The 17,325-nt window shown below is 67.9% G+C and carries 12 protein-coding genes; 9 read left to right on the plus strand and 3 right to left on the minus strand.

Annotated elements, in window-relative coordinates:
• Nucleotides 1–49: 49 nt before the first annotated feature.
• Nucleotides 50–913, minus strand: coding sequence for a 3-hydroxyacyl-CoA dehydrogenase family protein (locus tag ACFSXZ_RS29790; protein ID WP_378268625.1), 864 nt, complete (start codon nt 911–913; stop codon nt 50–52).
• A gap of 219 nt (nt 914–1,132) precedes the next feature.
• Here ACFSXZ_RS29790 and ACFSXZ_RS29795 point away from each other — a divergent pair, with 219 nt between their 5' ends.
• Complete coding sequence (locus ACFSXZ_RS29795) at nt 1,133–2,209, plus strand: winged helix DNA-binding domain-containing protein (RefSeq protein ID WP_378268627.1); 1,077 nt, start codon at nt 1,133–1,135, stop codon at nt 2,207–2,209.
• Nucleotides 2,210–2,279: 70 nt separating this feature from the next.
• Here ACFSXZ_RS29795 and ACFSXZ_RS29800 read toward each other — a convergent pair whose 3' ends face one another.
• A complete protein-coding gene (locus ACFSXZ_RS29800; RefSeq protein ID WP_378268629.1) occupies nt 2,280–3,983 on the minus strand; it encodes an alkaline phosphatase family protein in 1,704 nt (567 codons plus the stop codon).
• Between the two features lie 218 nt (nt 3,984–4,201).
• Between ACFSXZ_RS29800 and ACFSXZ_RS29805 the strand changes: the two genes are divergently transcribed.
• From ACFSXZ_RS29805 to ACFSXZ_RS29825, 5 genes are all read left to right on the plus strand, one after another.
• Nucleotides 4,202–5,095 (plus strand): LysR family transcriptional regulator, encoded by an 894-nt coding sequence (locus ACFSXZ_RS29805; RefSeq protein WP_378268631.1) that lies wholly within the window; start codon nt 4,202–4,204, stop codon nt 5,093–5,095.
• Nucleotides 5,096–5,194: 99 nt separating this feature from the next.
• A complete protein-coding gene (locus tag ACFSXZ_RS29810; RefSeq protein WP_378268633.1) occupies nt 5,195–6,034 on the plus strand; it encodes an SAM-dependent methyltransferase in 840 nt (279 codons plus the stop codon).
• 235 nt (nt 6,035–6,269) lie between these two features.
• A complete protein-coding gene (locus tag ACFSXZ_RS29815) occupies nt 6,270–9,026 on the plus strand; it encodes a BTAD domain-containing putative transcriptional regulator (protein WP_378268635.1) in 2,757 nt (918 codons plus the stop codon).
• A gap of 74 nt (nt 9,027–9,100) precedes the next feature.
• The gene (ggt, locus tag ACFSXZ_RS29820) at nt 9,101–10,930 is read left to right on the plus strand and encodes a gamma-glutamyltransferase (protein WP_378268637.1); all 1,830 of its coding nucleotides are present in this window, start codon (nt 9,101–9,103) and stop codon (nt 10,928–10,930) included.
• A 645-nt stretch (nt 10,931–11,575) separates the two neighbouring features.
• On the plus strand, nt 11,576–11,944 hold the full coding sequence (locus ACFSXZ_RS29825) for a nuclear transport factor 2 family protein (protein ID WP_378268639.1): 369 nt from the start codon (nt 11,576–11,578) through the stop codon (nt 11,942–11,944).
• A gap of 102 nt (nt 11,945–12,046) precedes the next feature.
• On the opposite strand, the gene ACFSXZ_RS29830 is transcribed toward ACFSXZ_RS29825, so the two are convergent.
• Nucleotides 12,047–13,072: a ParB/RepB/Spo0J family partition protein gene (locus tag ACFSXZ_RS29830; RefSeq protein ID WP_378268641.1), complete on the minus strand. Its 1,026-nt coding sequence runs from the start codon at nt 13,070–13,072 to the stop codon at nt 12,047–12,049.
• A gap of 816 nt (nt 13,073–13,888) precedes the next feature.
• On the opposite strand from ACFSXZ_RS29830, the gene ACFSXZ_RS29835 reads away from it, so the two are divergent.
• The 3 genes from ACFSXZ_RS29835 (at nt 13,889) to ACFSXZ_RS29845 (ending at nt 17,215) form a co-directional block, all read left to right on the plus strand.
• Nucleotides 13,889–14,620 carry an aspartate/glutamate racemase family protein gene (locus tag ACFSXZ_RS29835; RefSeq protein ID WP_378268642.1) on the plus strand — a complete coding sequence of 244 codons (732 nt, stop codon included), beginning with the start codon at nt 13,889–13,891 and terminating at the stop codon, nt 14,618–14,620.
• Nucleotides 14,621–14,662: 42 nt separating this feature from the next.
• Complete coding sequence (locus ACFSXZ_RS29840; protein WP_378268644.1) at nt 14,663–15,898, plus strand: MFS transporter; 1,236 nt, start codon at nt 14,663–14,665, stop codon at nt 15,896–15,898.
• A 204-nt stretch (nt 15,899–16,102) separates the two neighbouring features.
• Nucleotides 16,103–17,215, plus strand: a complete 1,113-nt coding sequence (locus tag ACFSXZ_RS29845) for a branched-chain amino acid aminotransferase (protein ID WP_378268682.1) — start codon at nt 16,103–16,105, stop codon at nt 17,213–17,215.
• Nucleotides 17,216–17,325 lie beyond the last annotated feature (110 nt).

Genomic DNA, 17,325 nt, shown 5'->3' on the forward strand with positions numbered 1-17,325 from the left:
TCCCGGTCCACGAGTGCTTCCGGGACGGCGTCGTGACGGGGCGGCCGTCTCACTTCCAGTCGTGGAAACCGCGACCGGTCTTGCGGCCGAGTTCGCCCGCCGCGACCTTGTCCCGCAACAGTTGTGGCGGCGCGAACCGGTCTCCCAGTGTTGTCTGCAGGTACTCGGCGACGGCCAGCCGGACATCGAGCCCGACGAGGTCGGTGGAGCGCAGCGGTCCCATCGGGTGGCGATAACCCAGTTCCATCGCGGTGTCGATCGCTTTGGCGTCCGCGACGTCCTCCTCGAGCATGCGGATTGCTTCCAGGCCGAGCAGAACGCCGAGCCTGCTGGTGGCGAAACCGGGGGAGTCGCGGACGACGACATCGGTCTTGCCCAGCGCGCGAACCCATTCCTGGGCGCGGTGCACCACCGGTTCGGCGGTGTCGGGGCCGTAGACCACCTCCACCAGCTTCGAAGCCGGGACGGGGTTGAAGAAGTGCATTCCGAGGAATCGGGACGGTGCGTCCAGCGCGGCGCCGAGTTCGCCGATTGACAACGAACTGGTGTTGCTGGCGAGCACGGCGTCTTCACCGACCACCGCTTCGGCCTTGGTGAGCACGGCGATCTTCAGATCGGCGCGTTCCGGGACGGCCTCGACGACGAGGCCGGCGTCTGCCGGGAGCTTGCCGATTTCGTCGACCACGACGATCCGGTCCAGCACGACGTCAAGGTCGGCAGCCAGTTTCCCGCGTTCGGCGGCCTTGCGCAGGGTGTCGGTCAGCCGGCTGCGGGCGGCCTCGGCCGCGGCACTGTCGCTTTCGGCGATCGACACGTGCGTGCCCTGGACGGCGAAGACCTGCGCGATCCCCGCGCCCATCCGGCCGCCGCCGATGACGGCGACCGTGGCGGGCACCTGCTGGGTGGCGTTCACGCTTCCTCCGTTTCCAGGGGCCGGATCGTCCGGCCCCGGTCCGCACCGGCCGGGTCACCCTTATTTACCGTCCATTCGGTCAGTTATCAAGCTGCCGGCCGCCGGCGAGGACGTGACCACGGATCAACCGTGCACGGTCGCGATCACGGGGAAGAAGAGGACACATTCTGGCCACTTCCTCTGCGATCGTTGGATCGCGTCAACGACCAGAGGAAACAAATGACCGTCCTGGACTCACGGGCACTCAACCGCGCGACGCTCGCCCGGCAGTTGCTGCTCGATCGCGCGGACATACCGGTACTCGACGCTGTGGCGCACCTCTGCGGCTTGCAGGCGCAGCAACCACAGGAACCGTTCGTCGGGCTCTGGTCACGTCTTCACGCCTTCGAACCGGCCATGCTCGACGACCTGCTGACCGGACGGCACGTGGTGCGGACCCATCTCATGCGCCGCACCGTCCACCTGGTCACCGCCCACGACGCCCTGGCCTGGCGAGCCCGCCACGACGCCATGTTGCGCCAGCGAGTTCTGGGCGTCTATCGCCGCGAACTCGCGGGCGTGGATCTCGACGAACTCGCCGCGGCGGGCCGCGCGGTGCTGGCCGACGGTGAACCGCGCTCGATGACCGATCTCGCCCGGGCGCTCGGCGGACGGTGGCCGGAACCCGGTCCGAGGGCGCTGGGTGAAATGCTGGTCGCCGCCCTCGTCCCGGTCGCCCAACTGCCGCCGCGCGGACTGTGGCGCGCCAAAGGGCGAGTACGCAATCTGCCGCTCTCCTCGTGGCTGGGGCGGGAAATCGACCCACCGGCCCCGGATGGTTCCGACCCCGTCGGTCAAGCGCTGGCCCGGCGCTACCTGGCCGCGTTCGGTCCCGCGGCCGTGGCCGATCTGCGGGCGTGGTGCGGCCTCGCGGGACTTCCCGGTGCGGTGACCGCGATTCGCGAGGAACTGGTCAGTTTTCGCGACGAGCGTGGCCGGGAACTGGTCGACCTCCCCGAGGCGCCGCGTCCGGACGCCGGCACACCGGCCCCGGTGCGGTTCCTGCCCGCGTTCGACAACGCGATCCTCGGTTACCACGATCGCGGCAGAATCATCGACGACGCCCACCGTGGCCTCTCGGTCGCCGGCGAGCGTGTCGTCCTCGTCGACGGTCGCGTCGCCGCCACCTGGACCGTCGAGGGGGAGGCCGTAACCGTCACCCCGCTGCGCCGCTTCTCCCGAGTCGAGCACACCGCCGTCGCCGAAGAGGGCAACGAACTATCGATGTTCCTGCGCGGTGATCGGGGATCACCGTAGTTGGTCAGAGCAGGCCCTGGAAGGGCTTCTCGCGGCGCATACGGCCGTGAGAAGCCCTTCCACAGGTCTGTCAGGAGCGCACGTCGAGAGCGGGCGTGTGCTGGGCGCGAACAGCTTGCAGGGCCTCGGGGTCGAGGCCGAGCAGGGTGAGGATGGTCGGCGCGATGCTGGTGGTTTCCACCGGCCCGCGTGCCACGCCGTGGTGGATCCCAGGGCCGCTGACCACCAAGGGCACGTTACGGTCCTGCGGGTCGTCGCCACCGTGTTCGGCGATCTTCTTGGTCTTACCGGTGTAGACCACGCCGTGCTGGGCGATGCCGATGAGGTCGGGCACCCTCGGGTCGTCCGGCGTGGTGCCGATGAACGCGGCGGCGTCGGGGCCGGCGTGGGTGCCGCTCAGTCCGGCCGCGGTGTAGGCGACCGGGGTGGTGTCGAACGCGGTGGCCTTGGCCTGACCGTCCTTGCCCGTCCCGTTCCCCGCGTAGGCGCGGAGGAAGTTCTCGGCGAAGGCGTCGGCGATCGGGGTGCGGTCGCCGTCGGTGAACCACAGCAACATGCCATCGTCGTCGGCGGAAGCCGCGACCAGCGGTTGCGGCGCGGCCGGATACCGCTTCTGCCAGGCCGCGTTGAGGGCATCGATCACGGCGCCGTCGTCGATCCGCTTCAGCGAGCGGCTGTCCATGGGCGACTGGCCGTGCTTGGCCGACAGGATGATCGTCGTGTCCCCGTAGCGACCGGACTTCTTCAGTTCCGCGATCATCGCGCCGAGTTCACCGTCGACGTAGTCGAGCGCCTTGCTCACCACGGGTCCGGGCGTGGTCCCGGTGCTGTCGTAGCCGCCCGGCTCACCCGAGGAGACCGGCAGTTTCTGGGCGGTGGACACCGACTGGAAGTTCATGCCGAAGATCGCCGGGGTGCTCCTCCGGTCGCGGCCGCTGTGGTCGTAGCCGTCGATCTCGTGGAGCACCGCTTGGACCTTGTCGTGGTCGTAGGCCTGGGTCAGCGCGTTCACGCTGGTCCAGTCATGACCCGCGGCGTCGGCGGTGCTGTTGATCTCGGGCGTGAACAGATCGTCCAGGCCGTCGCCCGAGGGGCCGGAGAGGATCTCGTAGGCGGGGTGCTTGTCCGACCACGCGGTGCGCAGGCCGTGGGCCTTGGCGACCTCGAAGACGGTGTTCACCTTGAGGTAGGAGTGCGGATACACGCGCGAGCAGGTGCGGGGGTCGATCGGCAGCGCCGCCGGGTTGATCACGGTCCGGGGGTCGCCGGTCATTTCCAGGATGTCGCCCGGCAGATTCGGCAGTCCCTGGCCGGCGTCCAGCCTGGTGTTGTCGCGGTCGATGCTTTCGTCGTAGGCCACGTTCGCTCCGGGCGCGGTTTGGCCGCACACCGCCTGTTCCGGAACCACGGCGGCACTCGCACTCGGGTCGATGAGGGCGTGGTTGTAGGTGACGTCGTAGTAGATGCCGGTGGTCTTCGGGTCACCGCCGGTCACCTGGCCGACCATGCCGGGGAAGGAATCGGAAGGAAACGGTGTGCTCGCGGCGGTGAACTGAGTGCCGCCGGAAGCCAGTCCGGCGAGCGCGGACCGCGGATGGGTCCGGACGTAGGCCGCCAGATCGGCCTGGTGCATGCCGTCCACGGACAACAGCAGGACGTGTCGCGTGTGGACAGTTCCGTCGGAGGCCGCGGCGGGACCGGTCATCACGCCGATCAGACCGGTGATTCCCGCGGCGGCCAAAGGCCAGGCTCTCCGAAATGTCCGGGTGCGCATCACCCGACTCCTCTCCAGGCCGGTACCACACCGGTCTTCGCACACCGTTCTAAGTGGACAAAGGAAACGCCGGATGGCCGGGAGATGGCCGGGGACTTCGGATGTCGTGAGGCTCACGCGGCCTCCGGTGGGTTTCGGAGGCGTAATCCCTTTTGTCCCACCGGCGGCATCGGGGTATGCCGTGCCGGCATATGCCGAAGGCATGGCACTCTGGAGTGGTGGGGTTCGATATCGATCTCAAGCATTTGCGCTACCTGGTCGCGGTGGCCGACGAGGGCTCCTTCACTCGGGGCGCCGAGGCGCTGGGCATGACGCAGCCCGCGCTTTCCCGGGCCATCAAGGCTTTGGAGGAGGCGCTGGGGACGCCGTTGTTCGTTCGCGCCCAGCACCGTCTCGAACTGACCGAGGCCGGCCGGATGCTCACGCAGGAGGCGCGCACCCTGCTCGAGACCGCCAACGCCGCGCTGGCGCGGGTGGCGAGGCTCGGCAGGGAGGGGCCGCGGTTACGGGTCACGGCACGGGGGTGCGACATCGACGTGCTGCAGAAGTTGGTGGCGTCCTACAACGAGCGGTTCCCGGGTGAGCTGCCCGCGCGCGGCATGATGGTGGACTGGCGGGTTCAGGCCGGGCAGGTGCGCACAGGCGAGGCCGACGTGACGCTGCTGCGCGCGCCGTTCGAATCCCGCGGCCTGGACAGCGACCTGATCCGCGCCGACCCTCGGGTCGTGATGCTGCCCGAAAGCCACCCCCTGGCCGGGCGCGAGTCGATCCACCGTCGTGAACTCGCCGGCGAAGCCTTCCCGCTATGGCCGGACCTCACCCCGGCCGAGAAGGACTACTGGCTCGGCGTCGACCTCGCCGACCACGATTGGAAGCCCGGCCCGCTCGTGCGGGACGCCGCCCAACTCGTCGGCAGCATCAGGCTCGGCGACGGCATCGGGTTCATCGCGCTTTCGCACGTGCCCGCCCCGCTGCCTGCCGGGATCAGCGTGGTCCCGGTGGAAGGCCTGTCGGCAAGTCAGCTGCGAATCGCCTGGGCGGCCTCGATGACATCGCCCGACGTGGCGAGATTTGTCCGGCACGCCACGGAGCACGCCGTGGCGGTGGCCTGATCAGGTCCTGCCTGAAGCGGAGGCAAGATCCGGAATGAGAACCGGTCCTGGATAGGATCCTCCTCGGCACCCGGTGGTTTCGGCGAGGGGAGACGGGGAGTGTCCGAGGATCTCGGCCGCGCGCGCGAGACATTGGCGTCGAGCCTTGACCGGCCCAGCACGGGACGGGTGTACGACTTCTACCTGGGCGGCGACCACAACTACGCGATCGACCGCGACTTCGGGCAGCGGATGGTCGACCTGATGCCCGAAGCCCGGATCTTCGCCCGCGAGAACCGGGGGTTCGTGCGCCGGGCCGTGCGGTACGCCCGGACCGAACACGGGATCACGCAGTTCGTCGACATCGGGTCGGGTCTGCCCACGCAGGGCAACGTGCACGAGATCGCCGATGAAAGCGGTCGTGACGCCCGCGTGGTGTATGTCGACAATGACCCGGTGGCGCGGGCGCACGCCCAGATCCTGCTCTCCGACACCGCCGACCCCCAGCGGCATTTCGCCATCGATGCCGACTTCCTCGACGGGGCCGAGTTGTGGGAACGGGTCATCGAACTGGGCGGGCTGGACCCTGACCAGCCGATCTGCCTGCTGGTTTCCGCCCTGCTGCACTTCATCGTGCCCGAGCAGCGGCCCGAAGAGATGTTGGCCTTGTACCGCGACCTGTTGCCCCCTGGGTCGCTGCTCGTGCTCAGTCACTGCACGGACGAAGACACCACGCCGGCCCTGCAGGAGGTCGCCGCCCGCTACATGGTCACGACCAGCAACGCCCACCTCCGTGGCCGGAGCGAGGTGCGGGCGTTCTTCGGTGACTTCGAACTGGTCGAGCCGGGTGTGGTCTGGACCCCGCAATGGCGTCCGGAACTCGCCGCCGCCCACGAGCCGCCCTTCGACGGTGATCCCGCGAGCACCCTGGCCATCGCCGGAGTCGGCCGCAAACGCTGAGCGACCACCCCACCCCCAGCGAGGTGGTCGCCGCCTGGTCGATGCCAGGCCTTTCCAATCGGGCCGGATCCCGGTGACCACACGGACCATTGTGGGCGGCATCCCTGGAACGAACCTTGAATCAACCTTGTATCCCCTGCTGGGGCGCGGTATCCAAGGTTGTGGGAAGTTGAGCGTTGTCCGGCGCTGGGGGGCGAGGTGAACGATTTCCGGGAGTGACCGGTGAGGGGTGACGATGACGGTCGAGTTCCGTCTGCTCGGGGAGGTCGAAGCCCGTGTCGATGGCCGGCCGGTCGATCTGGGACATCTCAGGCAGCGGTTGGTGCTGATCACCCTGCTGGTCGAGGCCAATCGGATCGTGCCTGTCGACCAACTGCTCGAGCGGGTCTGGGCGGGGCGGCCGCCGCAACGCGCACGGGACACGCTCTACGGCTATGTGCACAGACTGCGCAAGGCTTTGGCCGTCATGGCGGGGGTGGACATCCTCCGAAAACCCGGTGGTTACCTGCTCTCGGCCGATGAGGCCCTGATCGATGTGTACCGGTTCCGTGAGCTGGTACGGCAAGCCCGCGCGGCGGACGACGACTCGACCGCGATGGCGTCGTTCGACGAAGCGTTGACGTTGTGGCGGGGCGAACCGTTCTCGGGCGTGGACACGCCCTGGCTGGACGGTGTCCGCGACGTCCTGGAGAAGGAGCGGTTCGCGGCCGAACTCGACTTCACCGACCTGCGGCTGGCGCACGGCCGGCACACGGAGCTGGTACCCGAACTGGTCAGCCGGGCCGGCGAACATCAGTGGGACGAACGGCTGGCCGCGCAGCTGATGCTCGCCCTCTACCGGTCCGGCCGGCAGGCCGACGCCCTTGCCCACTACGAACAGACTCGGACGCGGTTGGCCGAGGAACTCGGCCTCGACCCCGGTCCCGCCCTCCGGCAGCTGCACCGGCGGATCCTGACCTCGGACCCGAGCCTGGCCACCCCGGGGCCGCGCGCCGCCCCCGCCGTCGCCGAAGAACCCACTCCGGAGACTCAACTCGATCGCGCGGCCCGGGAGCTGGCTACCGCGGTGACCCGGCAGTGGACGGCGGAAGCCGAGATCCGCTCCTTACACCGGCCGGCGCCGGTACGCCTACGGTGGTCGACCACGGGCAGGCCGGTGACAGGCGCCGGCGAGGTTCTCCGCGGTGACATCTCCGACGTGGCCGGGAAGTTCCGCGCACTTCCGGTACGGCAGCTGGTGGTGCTCGGCGAGCCGGGGTCGGGCAAGACCGTGCTGGCGATCCTGCTGACGCTCGGGCTGCTGGCCGACCGCGCGCCGGGCGATCCGACGCCGGTATTGCTGTCGATGACGTCCTGGAATCCCCGCCGGGACCACCTGCACACCTGGTTGGCGCGCAGGCTGTCGGAGGAGTACCCCGGCTTGGGCAACACCAAGGCGTACGGACCCGATGCCGCGACCCGCCTGGTGACCGATGAGCGGGTGATACCGGTGCTCGACGGCTTCGACGAGATACCACCGGGTCTGCACGCCGACGCGATCGACGCCCTCGACCAAGCGATAGCAGGCGGCCGTCCGGTCGTCGTGACCTGCCGCGCCACCGAGTACGAGGACGCGGTCCGCCACGGCGGCATCCTCGCCGGCGCGATGGTGGTGGAAATCGAACCCGTCGAACTCGACGACGCCATCACCTTTCTCACCGCGCGCCATCACCCCGGCGACACCCGCTGGCAGTCCGTCGTCGCGCACCTGCGCCGCCACCGCGACGGTCCACTCGCACAGGCGCTGTCGACCCCGTTGATGGTCGAACTCGCCCGGACGGCCTACCGCGACTCCGGAAGTGACCCGACGGAACTCCTTGATCCGCGACGGTTCCCGGACCGGGCCACGATCGAGGAGCATCTGCTCGACGCGTTCCTCCCCGCCGCTTACGCCGAACGTCCCCGGCCACCGGGATTGCCGCCCGCGGCGGTGCCGACCTACGGTCCGGATCAAGCCCAACGATGGCTGTCGTTCCTCGCCCGCCACCTACGGCACCTGCAGACCCGTGACTTCGCCTGGTGGCACCTGGTCCGCGCGATACCCCGGCCCGTGAGAGGACTTGTCTTCAGCCTGCCGGCGGCCTGCCTGTTCGCCATCGCCGGCCTCCTGGCCAGAGGCCCCGACCTGGCCTGGGTCTACGGGCTCTCCACCGCGGTAGGCGGTTGTGCCGCGCAGGGCTGGGGAACACGGTCAGGACCGCTGCGGGTCGAGGTTCGCTTCCGGGGCACAGCATTGCCCTTTCTCGGCCGATTCGCGGTCGGAGCGGCCATCGGCGTCGTGATCGGTGTGGTCTGGTCACTTCCGATCGGGCCGGTGGTCGTGCTCGTATCGGCTTTCGGATCGGGGATGGGACTCCATGCCTGGCTGGAAGTGCCGACCGAGGCGAACCACGCTTCCAGTCCGGCGACGACCTATGCGCAGGACCGAGTGGCAACGCTCGCCTTCGCGCTGTCGGTGGCCCTGTCGATCGGGCTGTTCTACGCGTTCGCGATCGCCGCCAGCCAGCCGCACTCCAATCTCGGCGCGGTCGCGGACCCCTTTCACTTCACCCGGGCGCTGCCGGCCGGACTCGTCTCGGCCTTGTTCGGCTGGTTCGCGTTCCGGTACGTCGGCGCCGTGAGTTATGGGATCGCCGGCTTCGTCCTCGGCGGCGAAGCGATGGCCCACCACATCCCGTTGAGCCTCGGTCTCGCGGCGGGAGCGGTTTTCGGGCTCGCCATCGGACTCACCACGGCACTGTCCCGATCGTGGGGTGTCTATCTGATCAGCCGCGCCTGGCTGGCGCTTCGCGGGCAGACACCCCTGCGGTTGAACCGGTTCCTCGAGGACGCACACCGGCGCGGCGTGCTGCGCCAGGCCGGCGCGCTCTACCAGTTCCGCCACGCCCGCCTGCACGACCGTCTCGCCCAGGACCTTCCCGCCAGACGGCGTATCGAGTCGCGCACGGGGTGATTTCGGAGCTACCGTCGGTTCGTGGGGTCACATCGCCGAAGTGCCTGCCGGTCCTCCGGCGGAGAGGGATGATCATGCGACTGCCGCGCGGTGCCGGTTCGGCCGTCTCGGTTGTACTGCTGGCTGCTTCCACCCTGGTGGCGGGGGCCCTACCGAGCGCGGCGGCGCCGGTGGCAGCCAAGCAGCCGGTCGCGGAAGGGTATTTCGGCGCGGTGGTTTCGGATACCGCGGAGTCGACGCAGGCCGGTATCGACGTGCTCCGCCGGGGCGGTACGGCGGCGGACGCGGCGGTCGCGGTGGCCGCGACGCTGGGGGTGACCGACCCGTACGTCGCCGGCCTGGGAGGCGGCGGTTACCTGGTCTACTACGACGCCCGAGCCCATCGTGTGTCCACAATAGACGGACGTGAGACGGCGCCGGCGGCCGATGGCGAGAACATGTTCGTCGACCCGGCCACCGGCAAGCCGTACGCGTTCCCGACGGCGGTCACCAGCGGACTTTCCGTCGGTGTGCCCGGAAACCTGGCCACCTGGCAGCGCGCGCTGCACCGCTGGGGCCGGTTCGGCCTGGCCGAGGACCTGCGGCCGGCCGAGCAGGTCGCCGACCGGGGATTCACCGTCGACGCGACCTTCCAGGAGCAGACGAGGGAGAACGCCGGCCGGTTCGCGCGGTTCTCTTCGACCGCCCAGCAGTTCCTGCCGGGCGGTCAGCTGCCGGTGGTCGGTTCCACGATGCGCAACCCCGACCTGGCCGCCACCTACCGGGAGATCGGACGCGAGGGCGCCGGCGCGTTCTACGGCGGCGAGATCGGTCGCGATGTCGTCGACGCCGTGGGGAACCCGCCGCTGGCCCCGGGGGCCACCTTGAAGCCGATCAGCGGCCCGATGCGCCTGTCCGACCTCCGCGCCTACCGTGCGCTGGATACCGAACCGGCGCAGGTGAACTACCGCGGTTACGACGTTTACGGCATGGCCCCGTCCTCCAGCGGTGGCATCACCGTCGGTGAGGCGCTGAACATCCTGTCGAACTTCGACCTGGCGCGGATGGACCGGGTGCAGGCGCTGCACCACTACCTGGAGGCCAGCCGGCTGGCGTTCGCCGACCGCAACCGCTACATCGGCGACTCGCGCTACGTGAAGGTCCCGCAGCGGCAACTGCTGTCGGCGTCCTTCGGTGCGAGCAGGGCCTGTCTGATCGACCCGGCGAAGGCCGCCACCAGCCCGGTGAGCCCGGGCGACCCGGCGGCCCCGGGCGGCTGCGCCACCGCGTCGGCGGCCTCGGCTTCGGGCCAGGAGAACCACACCAACCACTTCGTGGTCTCCGACGCCTACGGCAACGTGGCCTCCTACACCAACACCATCGAGCAACTGGGTGGCAGCGGCATCGTGGTGCCCGGCCGTGGTTTCCTGCTCAACAACGAGCTGACCGACTTCAACTTCGCCCCGACCCAGGGCAGCGCGCCGGACCCGAACCTGCCCGCTCCGGGCAAACGGCCACGGTCGAGCATGTCGCCCACCATCGTGCTCTCGCACGGCAAACCGTTCCTGGCTCTCGGGTCCCCCGGCGGTTCCACCATCGTCACCACGGTGCTGCAGATCTTGCTGAACCGGCTCGACTTCGGCATGAACCTGGAAGACGCGATCGCCGCGCCGCGAGCCTCGCAACGCAACACGGCGACCACGACGGCGGAACCCGCCTTCCTCGATCAGCCGACCACCACCGGGTTGCGGGCGCTCGGTCAAAGCTTCACGGTCAACGACACCTCGGCGCTGGATCCGACGATCAAGATCCCGCCCACCATCGGGGTCGCCTCCGGCCTCGAGTTCCTGGGCCACGGCAAGGTTCTCGCCGCGGGTGAGCCGACCCGGCGCGGGGGCAGCGCCGCCGCCGTGGTCCGTCCCTGAGCGGAGGCTGTCGGGCCCGACCAGGTCCGGGCCGCCGAGTTGCCGGTGACCAATTTCGGGTTCAAGCCTGTGCTCGGCCGTTCGTTCGGTAGCGATGATTGTGCCGCTCGGTGATGTCATAAGGATCAGTCGGGTGAAATTACCGAATTCCGGGTTCGTTGATTGCGAATTATGCGCCGATCGGGTGACCAAGGTTGACCGATTGCTTCGATGGCTGGTGTACTTCTCACGTCGATCCGCTAACGAGAAAAGATCTGGGGGCCGGTCGTATATGGCGACGACGATTTTGTCTTTTCATGGACAATATGCGGCCGCCACGCTGTTGCCCTGATGGTGGCTGGAAAACCGGCCGCCTGGGCTTTTTTGCCCGTGTTGTGGTGTGGCGTCCCCGGGCGTCACAGAGTTCGCGGGAACGCGTCCCGCCGTGGTTTCTTCGATCCTGTCCTGGCTCGATGCGTTGACGGACCGACAGGCCACCAATCAGTCTGAAAACTGTTCTTCGAACGCGCGCTGCGGTGTTCTTTTCCGAATAACGACGGGCGATCCGGTTTTGCCGAATTCGGGACGGGGTTCGCTATCGCGCGCCGCCGCGCCTGGCCGTTCGGTCCGCGCAGCCCCGCCTCGGCCCTTGAGGGAGACGAGAAAATGACCCAGCACACCATATCCGGCGAAGACCTGGTCCGACGCTACTACGAACTGGTCGACAACCGGGACGTGGACAACCTGGTCGTTCTGTTCGGGACGGAGGCCGTCTACCACCGTCCCGGCTACGATCCGCTGCGCGGCCGGGACCAGTTGAAGCGCTTCTACCTCGAACAGCGCGTGATCCGCGAAGGCAAACACACCCTGGACGCGGTCATCGTGTCCGGCCCCCAGGTGGCGGTCCAAGGTTCCTTCCACGGCGTGCTCCGCGACGGCAAGATCGTGGACGCCCGGTTCGCCGACTTCTTCACCGTCAGCCGTGACGGAACCTTTTCCCGGCGAGACACCTTCTTCTTCGCACCCTTGATCTGACGGTCTCCGCCCTCCGGGTCGAGGTGACCCGAGTCGCGTCCCGTTCGCGCGCACCCGCGGTCGTTCGAGGCGCCGGCGCACGAATAGGAGCGCCCGAGTGTTTCACGCCGACATGGGGCCACGTCGGCGGACTCGTTCGGAGAACTCCGACCAGGTATTGGCGCACTCGGCGGCCATCGTCGCGACCAGTTCCGTGCAGTGCGCGGGGAGTTTGTTTACCATTTGGTCCCATTGTTCGGCGGTGAGAGCGTGGAGTTGGAGCAGCCGCAGCAGACTGCGTCCGGCTTCGGTGAAGCGTAGGGAAGGGTCGCTGCGCAAGGAATCCAGGATGTCCTCTCGGTGAGGGTCGTTCGCGGCGGGAGCGGACTCGACCGAATCGGACCGTGTGCGGGGTTCGGGGACAGCCGGTCTGTGCTCGGATCCGGTTTCCTCGGAGAGGGTCGTCGTCCGGTGCGGGTTTCCCAGTTCGGGATTTTCACGCCGGCCCAGCCGCCGTCGTACGTCTTGCGCGGTGCCGAGTGAAATGTCGGCTCGGCGGGCGATTTCACGCAGGGTGGAGTGCGGGTTGGCGCGCATGAGCTCTTCCGCGTGTTGACGCCGGCGCTCGCGGTCGAGTGGGCGGACTCGCCCGTCGAGGCCGATCCGGCCGGCGATGGTGGTGCCGCCGGGAGTGTCGCGGGCCACTCGGCGGCGGAGCGACGCGACGGTGTTCGGTGCGATACCGGAGATGGACGCGATCGCACGGTCCGACCAGTGCGGGTGGGAAACGATGATGCGTCGTGCGGCGGCCGTGCGTTCACCGAGCGAAAGTGGCAGTCCATGGGTGACGTTGGAGCGCACCGCGAGGACGAATGCGTCGCGGTCTTCGCCATGGAAAAATCGTACGTTGATGGTGGTATCGCCGCGGAGCTGGCTGGCCTGTAACCGGTGCATACCGTCGATGACGCGCATTGTCGGGCGGTGCACGAGGATAGGCGGCAGCTCATTGCCTGATTCGGCCAGCAGTCGGACGTGTTCGATGTTCTCGCCATCGAGGCGGGGCGAGTCACCCGGATTAAGCAATGCGATCGCGACCTGCGTGACAGCTTCCTCCGAGTCGGCTAGGTCTCCACTTTTGGGCGTGCTCATGTGTCCCCCATGGTCGTCCCATCGACCCCCGTGCATGGCCGGGCGCCGTCGTCCCAGCACGAGGTGAATGGAGCCGCGGTATAGGGCGCGTATCGAGCGCGCGACCCGTTTCCGGGGAGTGTGGTACCGAGCCCTTCGTCCCGTGCAACGTGATACTAACGCCAATTGCTCACGGGTTGCCAGCCCTTATGGTTAACCGCTCAGACGACCCTGCTCACGCCGTCTTGGCCGCGGTTTCCGCTGGTAGGGGTGGTCAGCGGGCCGCACGAACGCCCGGCGGGAAGGGGACTCGCGGAGGATCCTTCGGCGATCCCCGTCCGCATGCGATTGTTGGCGTAACGTCAATTAGATCGATGGACACGGTCGGGGCGCATCGACCGCCGGTATGTCGAACGGGGCCTCCGGGTACCAGGGTCTTCGGTTCGGCCGTCGTGTCCGGCGGGCAATCCGCCAGAAATATCATGATGCCTCGTAGGGGTGGATTACGGAAGGTCGGTGTTCGGCTTAATGAGCCGATCCCGGCGAGTTTCCGGTGGGTCGGGCCAAGATGTTCGACTGCGCAAATTGTGCAGTCGAACATCGGCTTCGGGCCGGCCGAAGGTCTCTCCTGGGCGGCCGGGAGCAAGCCCGGCGGCGTGCCACCGGTTCGGGCCTTGCCGATCATCTCCGGCGACGATACGTTGCTGATGGTTCCTTTCGAATCCGCACTCTGGGGGTCCACTGCCAGGACATGAGCGCGGAACCAGTGCCGAAGTCGTGACTACCGAGGTCATCGAGCGGATCACCTGACCATCGCCCATCCAGGAGTAATACCTCGTGAAAACAATCGGACTTCTCGGCGGCCTGAGCTGGGAGTCGTCTCTCGAATATTATCGGGTACTCAACCGGGCAGCGCGTGCCAGATTCGGCGGAAGCGAGTCCGCCTACTGTGTCCTGCAATCGTTGAATTTCGGCGAGATCGAAGACCTCTTTCATGCCGAACGGTACGACGATATAGCCGAGCTGATGATCGCCGGTGCCCGCACGCTGGAGCGGGCCGGCGCCGAGTTCATGGTGATCTGCAGCAATACCAGTCATTTCTGGGCCGAGAAGATCGCCGCATCGGTCGACATGCCGGTCCTCAACATCGTCGACGTCGCGGCTGCGGCGGTGAAGAGCGCGGGCATCGACAAGGTGGGTTTGATCGGGACCGAGCTCACCATGGAACAGGGCTTCTATCGTGATCGGCTGCTTGAGCGGCACGGTGTGAGTGTGGTGACCCCGGCCAAGTCCGAGCGGGCGGACATCGAAGGCGTCATCTTCGGCGAACTGGTGAGGGGGGCGTTCCGGAGTGAATCCCGCCGCAGGTACCTCGAAATCATCGAAAATCTCGTCGACCGTGGCGCGCAGGGGGTGATCCTCGGCTGTACGGAAATAGAGCTTCTCGTCCCGCCCGACGAAGTGGGGCACTTGGTTTCCGTGCCCTTGTTCCCCACCACCAGGCTCCACGCGCTGGCCGCCTTCGCGTGCTCGATCGGCGAGTATGTCGCCGAGTACCAGTCGGCGTAGGGGGTGAGCCGGAGGAACGGCCGAAAGTACAGGTGGCCGAACTTGGGGACGATCGAGACGGAATCGACCTGGACCAGTCTGCGCTCGATGCCCGCGGCGGTCTGGCTGCTCTATCTTGCGGCGCTGATCAACCGATTCGGAAACTCCGCCATCGTGTTCCTGGTGTTCCATCTGCGGGCGATCGGGCTGTCCGCGGGGCAGGCGGGGTTCGTACTCACCGCCTACGGCCTCGGCGGGCTCGGTTCGAGCGTGGTCGGCGGGCACCTCGCGGACAAGATCTCCCGGCAGCGGGTCATCTCCGGGTCCGCGGTCTTCGCCTGCGTCGGGTTTCTCGCACTCGGCCAGGTGCACGGCTATCGGGTACTGGTCCTGGTGTCCGTCTGCACGGGACTCATGGCCGAGATGTACCGGCCTGCGGCCAACGCGCTCGTGGCCGACCTGGTCCCTCCCGGGAAACGGGTTACCGCGTTCGCGGGTTACCGGCTTTTCACCAATGCCGGATTCGCGGTGGGACCGATGATCGGCGGCCTGCTGAGCCGGGAGGGCACCGGGTACGTGTTCGGAATCGCCGCCGCGTGTTGCCTGTGCTACGCGGCACTCGTGCTGTTCGGCGTCCGCGGGCCCGCCTCACCGGTGCGCGGCCGAGCGCGCGCCGGGCGGCGGAGCGCCCTGTCGACGGTAACCCGCGACAGGCGGTTCCTGACCTTCCTGGCCGCCTATTTCCTGGTGATGTTGGTGCTGATGCAGTACCAGTCCACGTTCGCGCTCTTCACCGACAGAATAGGACTCTCCCAGCGTGAATTCGGAATACTGGTCGGACTGAACGGCATGTTGGTGGTCATACTGAGTCTCCCGGCCTCCGCGGTGACCGCGACGCTCCGTTCGGGAATCGCGATCGCCCTGGGCTTCCTGCTGACGGGAGTCGGTTTCGGTCTGAATCTGTTCGCGACGGACGTACTCCTGGTGGTCGTCGCGGTCGTCGTGGCGACCATGGGCGAGGTGATCTTCATTCCGCGTGGTGCCGCCTATGTGGCGGAAATCGCGCCGGTCGAGATGCGGGCACGATACATGTCCGCACTCGAAAGCGCCTGGTCGTTGTCACTGGTGGTCTCGCCGGTGCTCGGGATCGCCGCGTACGAAGCGGCCGGGCGATCGTTCTGGATCATTTGCGCGTCCGTGGGAGCTGTGGCCGCGGCCGCCATGCTGGTGAGCCATCGCCCGCCGGGCGGAACCGTCCTCGGTGAGGAACGCGCTCCGGCGGCCACGACCATCGGCTGACCGGAACCAGTGGACGGACACCCCTTCCTCCACCGGAGGGCCGGCCACGACGAACTCGCAATGACAAAAGGGAAGGATTCGCATGGAACGCGTGGACACCCCGCCCTGTTATCCGTCGACGAAGGACCACGTCGCGACGAAAGCCGGTCGCGACACCTGGTCCGTCTTTTCGGGCGCGCGCACGCTCGTGTCGATGGCGTGACGATGGCTGTTGCCTCGAAGACGATTCCCTGGACCAGGAAGCTGCTGCCGGCTTCGCACCGGATCCCCGATGCGGAGCTGGCCGCGAGGACCACGCTGCCGGTGTTCGGTGAGGTGCTCACCGAACACATGGTGTCGGTGCGGTGGTCGGCCACCCGTGGCTGGCATGACGCCGAGGTGGTGCCCTACGCGCCGTTGACGATGGACCCGGCGATGGTCGGCCTGCACTACGGCCAGATCGTGTTCGAGGGTCTGAAAGCCTACCGGCAGCCGGATGGTTCGATCGCCGCGTTCCGCGCGGCGGACCACGCCCGCAGGTTACAGCGCTCTGCGGCTCGGCTCGCCATGCCCGAACCGCCGGTGGAACTGTTCCTCGACGCGCTCGCCGAACTGGCCGCGGCGGACCGGCGCTGGGCGCCTTCGGTGGAGTCGCAAAGCCTTTACCTCCGGCCGATCCTGTACGCGACAGAAACAACTCTCGCCCTGCGGCCCGCCACCGAGTACCGGTTCCTGGCACTCGCGATGGTCACCGAGGCGTTCTTCGGTGAAGGTGCACCGCCCGTATCGGTCTGGGCCGGCACCCGGTGGGTGCGCGCGGCCACCGGTGGCACCGGTGAGGCCAAGTGTGCCGGCAACTACGCGGCAGGACTTGCCGCCCAGGTGGAGGCCGGGGCACACGGCTGCCGTCAGGTCGTGTGGCTGGACGCTGCCGAGCATCGATGGGTGGAGGAGATGGGGGGCATGAACATCTTTTTCGTCTACGGGGATCGCTTGGTCACCCCACCGCTGTCGGGAACGATCCTGCCGGGAGTGACCCGGGCTTCGGTTCTGGCACTCGCCCCGGAACTGGGCCTGACCGTCGAGGAGAGACAGGTTACGCTCGCGCAGTGGCAGGCCGACTGCCGCAGTGGCGCGATGACCGAGGCGTTCGCCTGCGGCACCGCCGCACTCATCACCTCGATCGGACGGGTGGTCACCGAGTCCGGTGAAATCCCTGTGGGCGAAACGAGCGGGCCCGTCGCGAACCGGCTGGGGGTGGCTCTGGCGGACATCCAGCGGGGTCGGGTGCCCGACCGGCATGGCTGGCGGCACCAGCTCACCGGTCCTGGCCGGTAGCCGAAGCCCGACGTCAGCCACTCGCTCGGTTCTGTGTCCCAGTTGACGCTGCCGGTTTCGTGCCATGCCGCGAGACCGAAGTGAGGAAATTCCCGGGCGTCGCGACAGCG

Origin of the sequence: Amycolatopsis pigmentata (genome assembly GCF_042684065.1) — a bacterium.
GTDB classification, from domain to species: Bacteria; Actinomycetota; Actinomycetes; order Mycobacteriales; family Pseudonocardiaceae; genus Amycolatopsis_E; species Amycolatopsis_E pigmentata.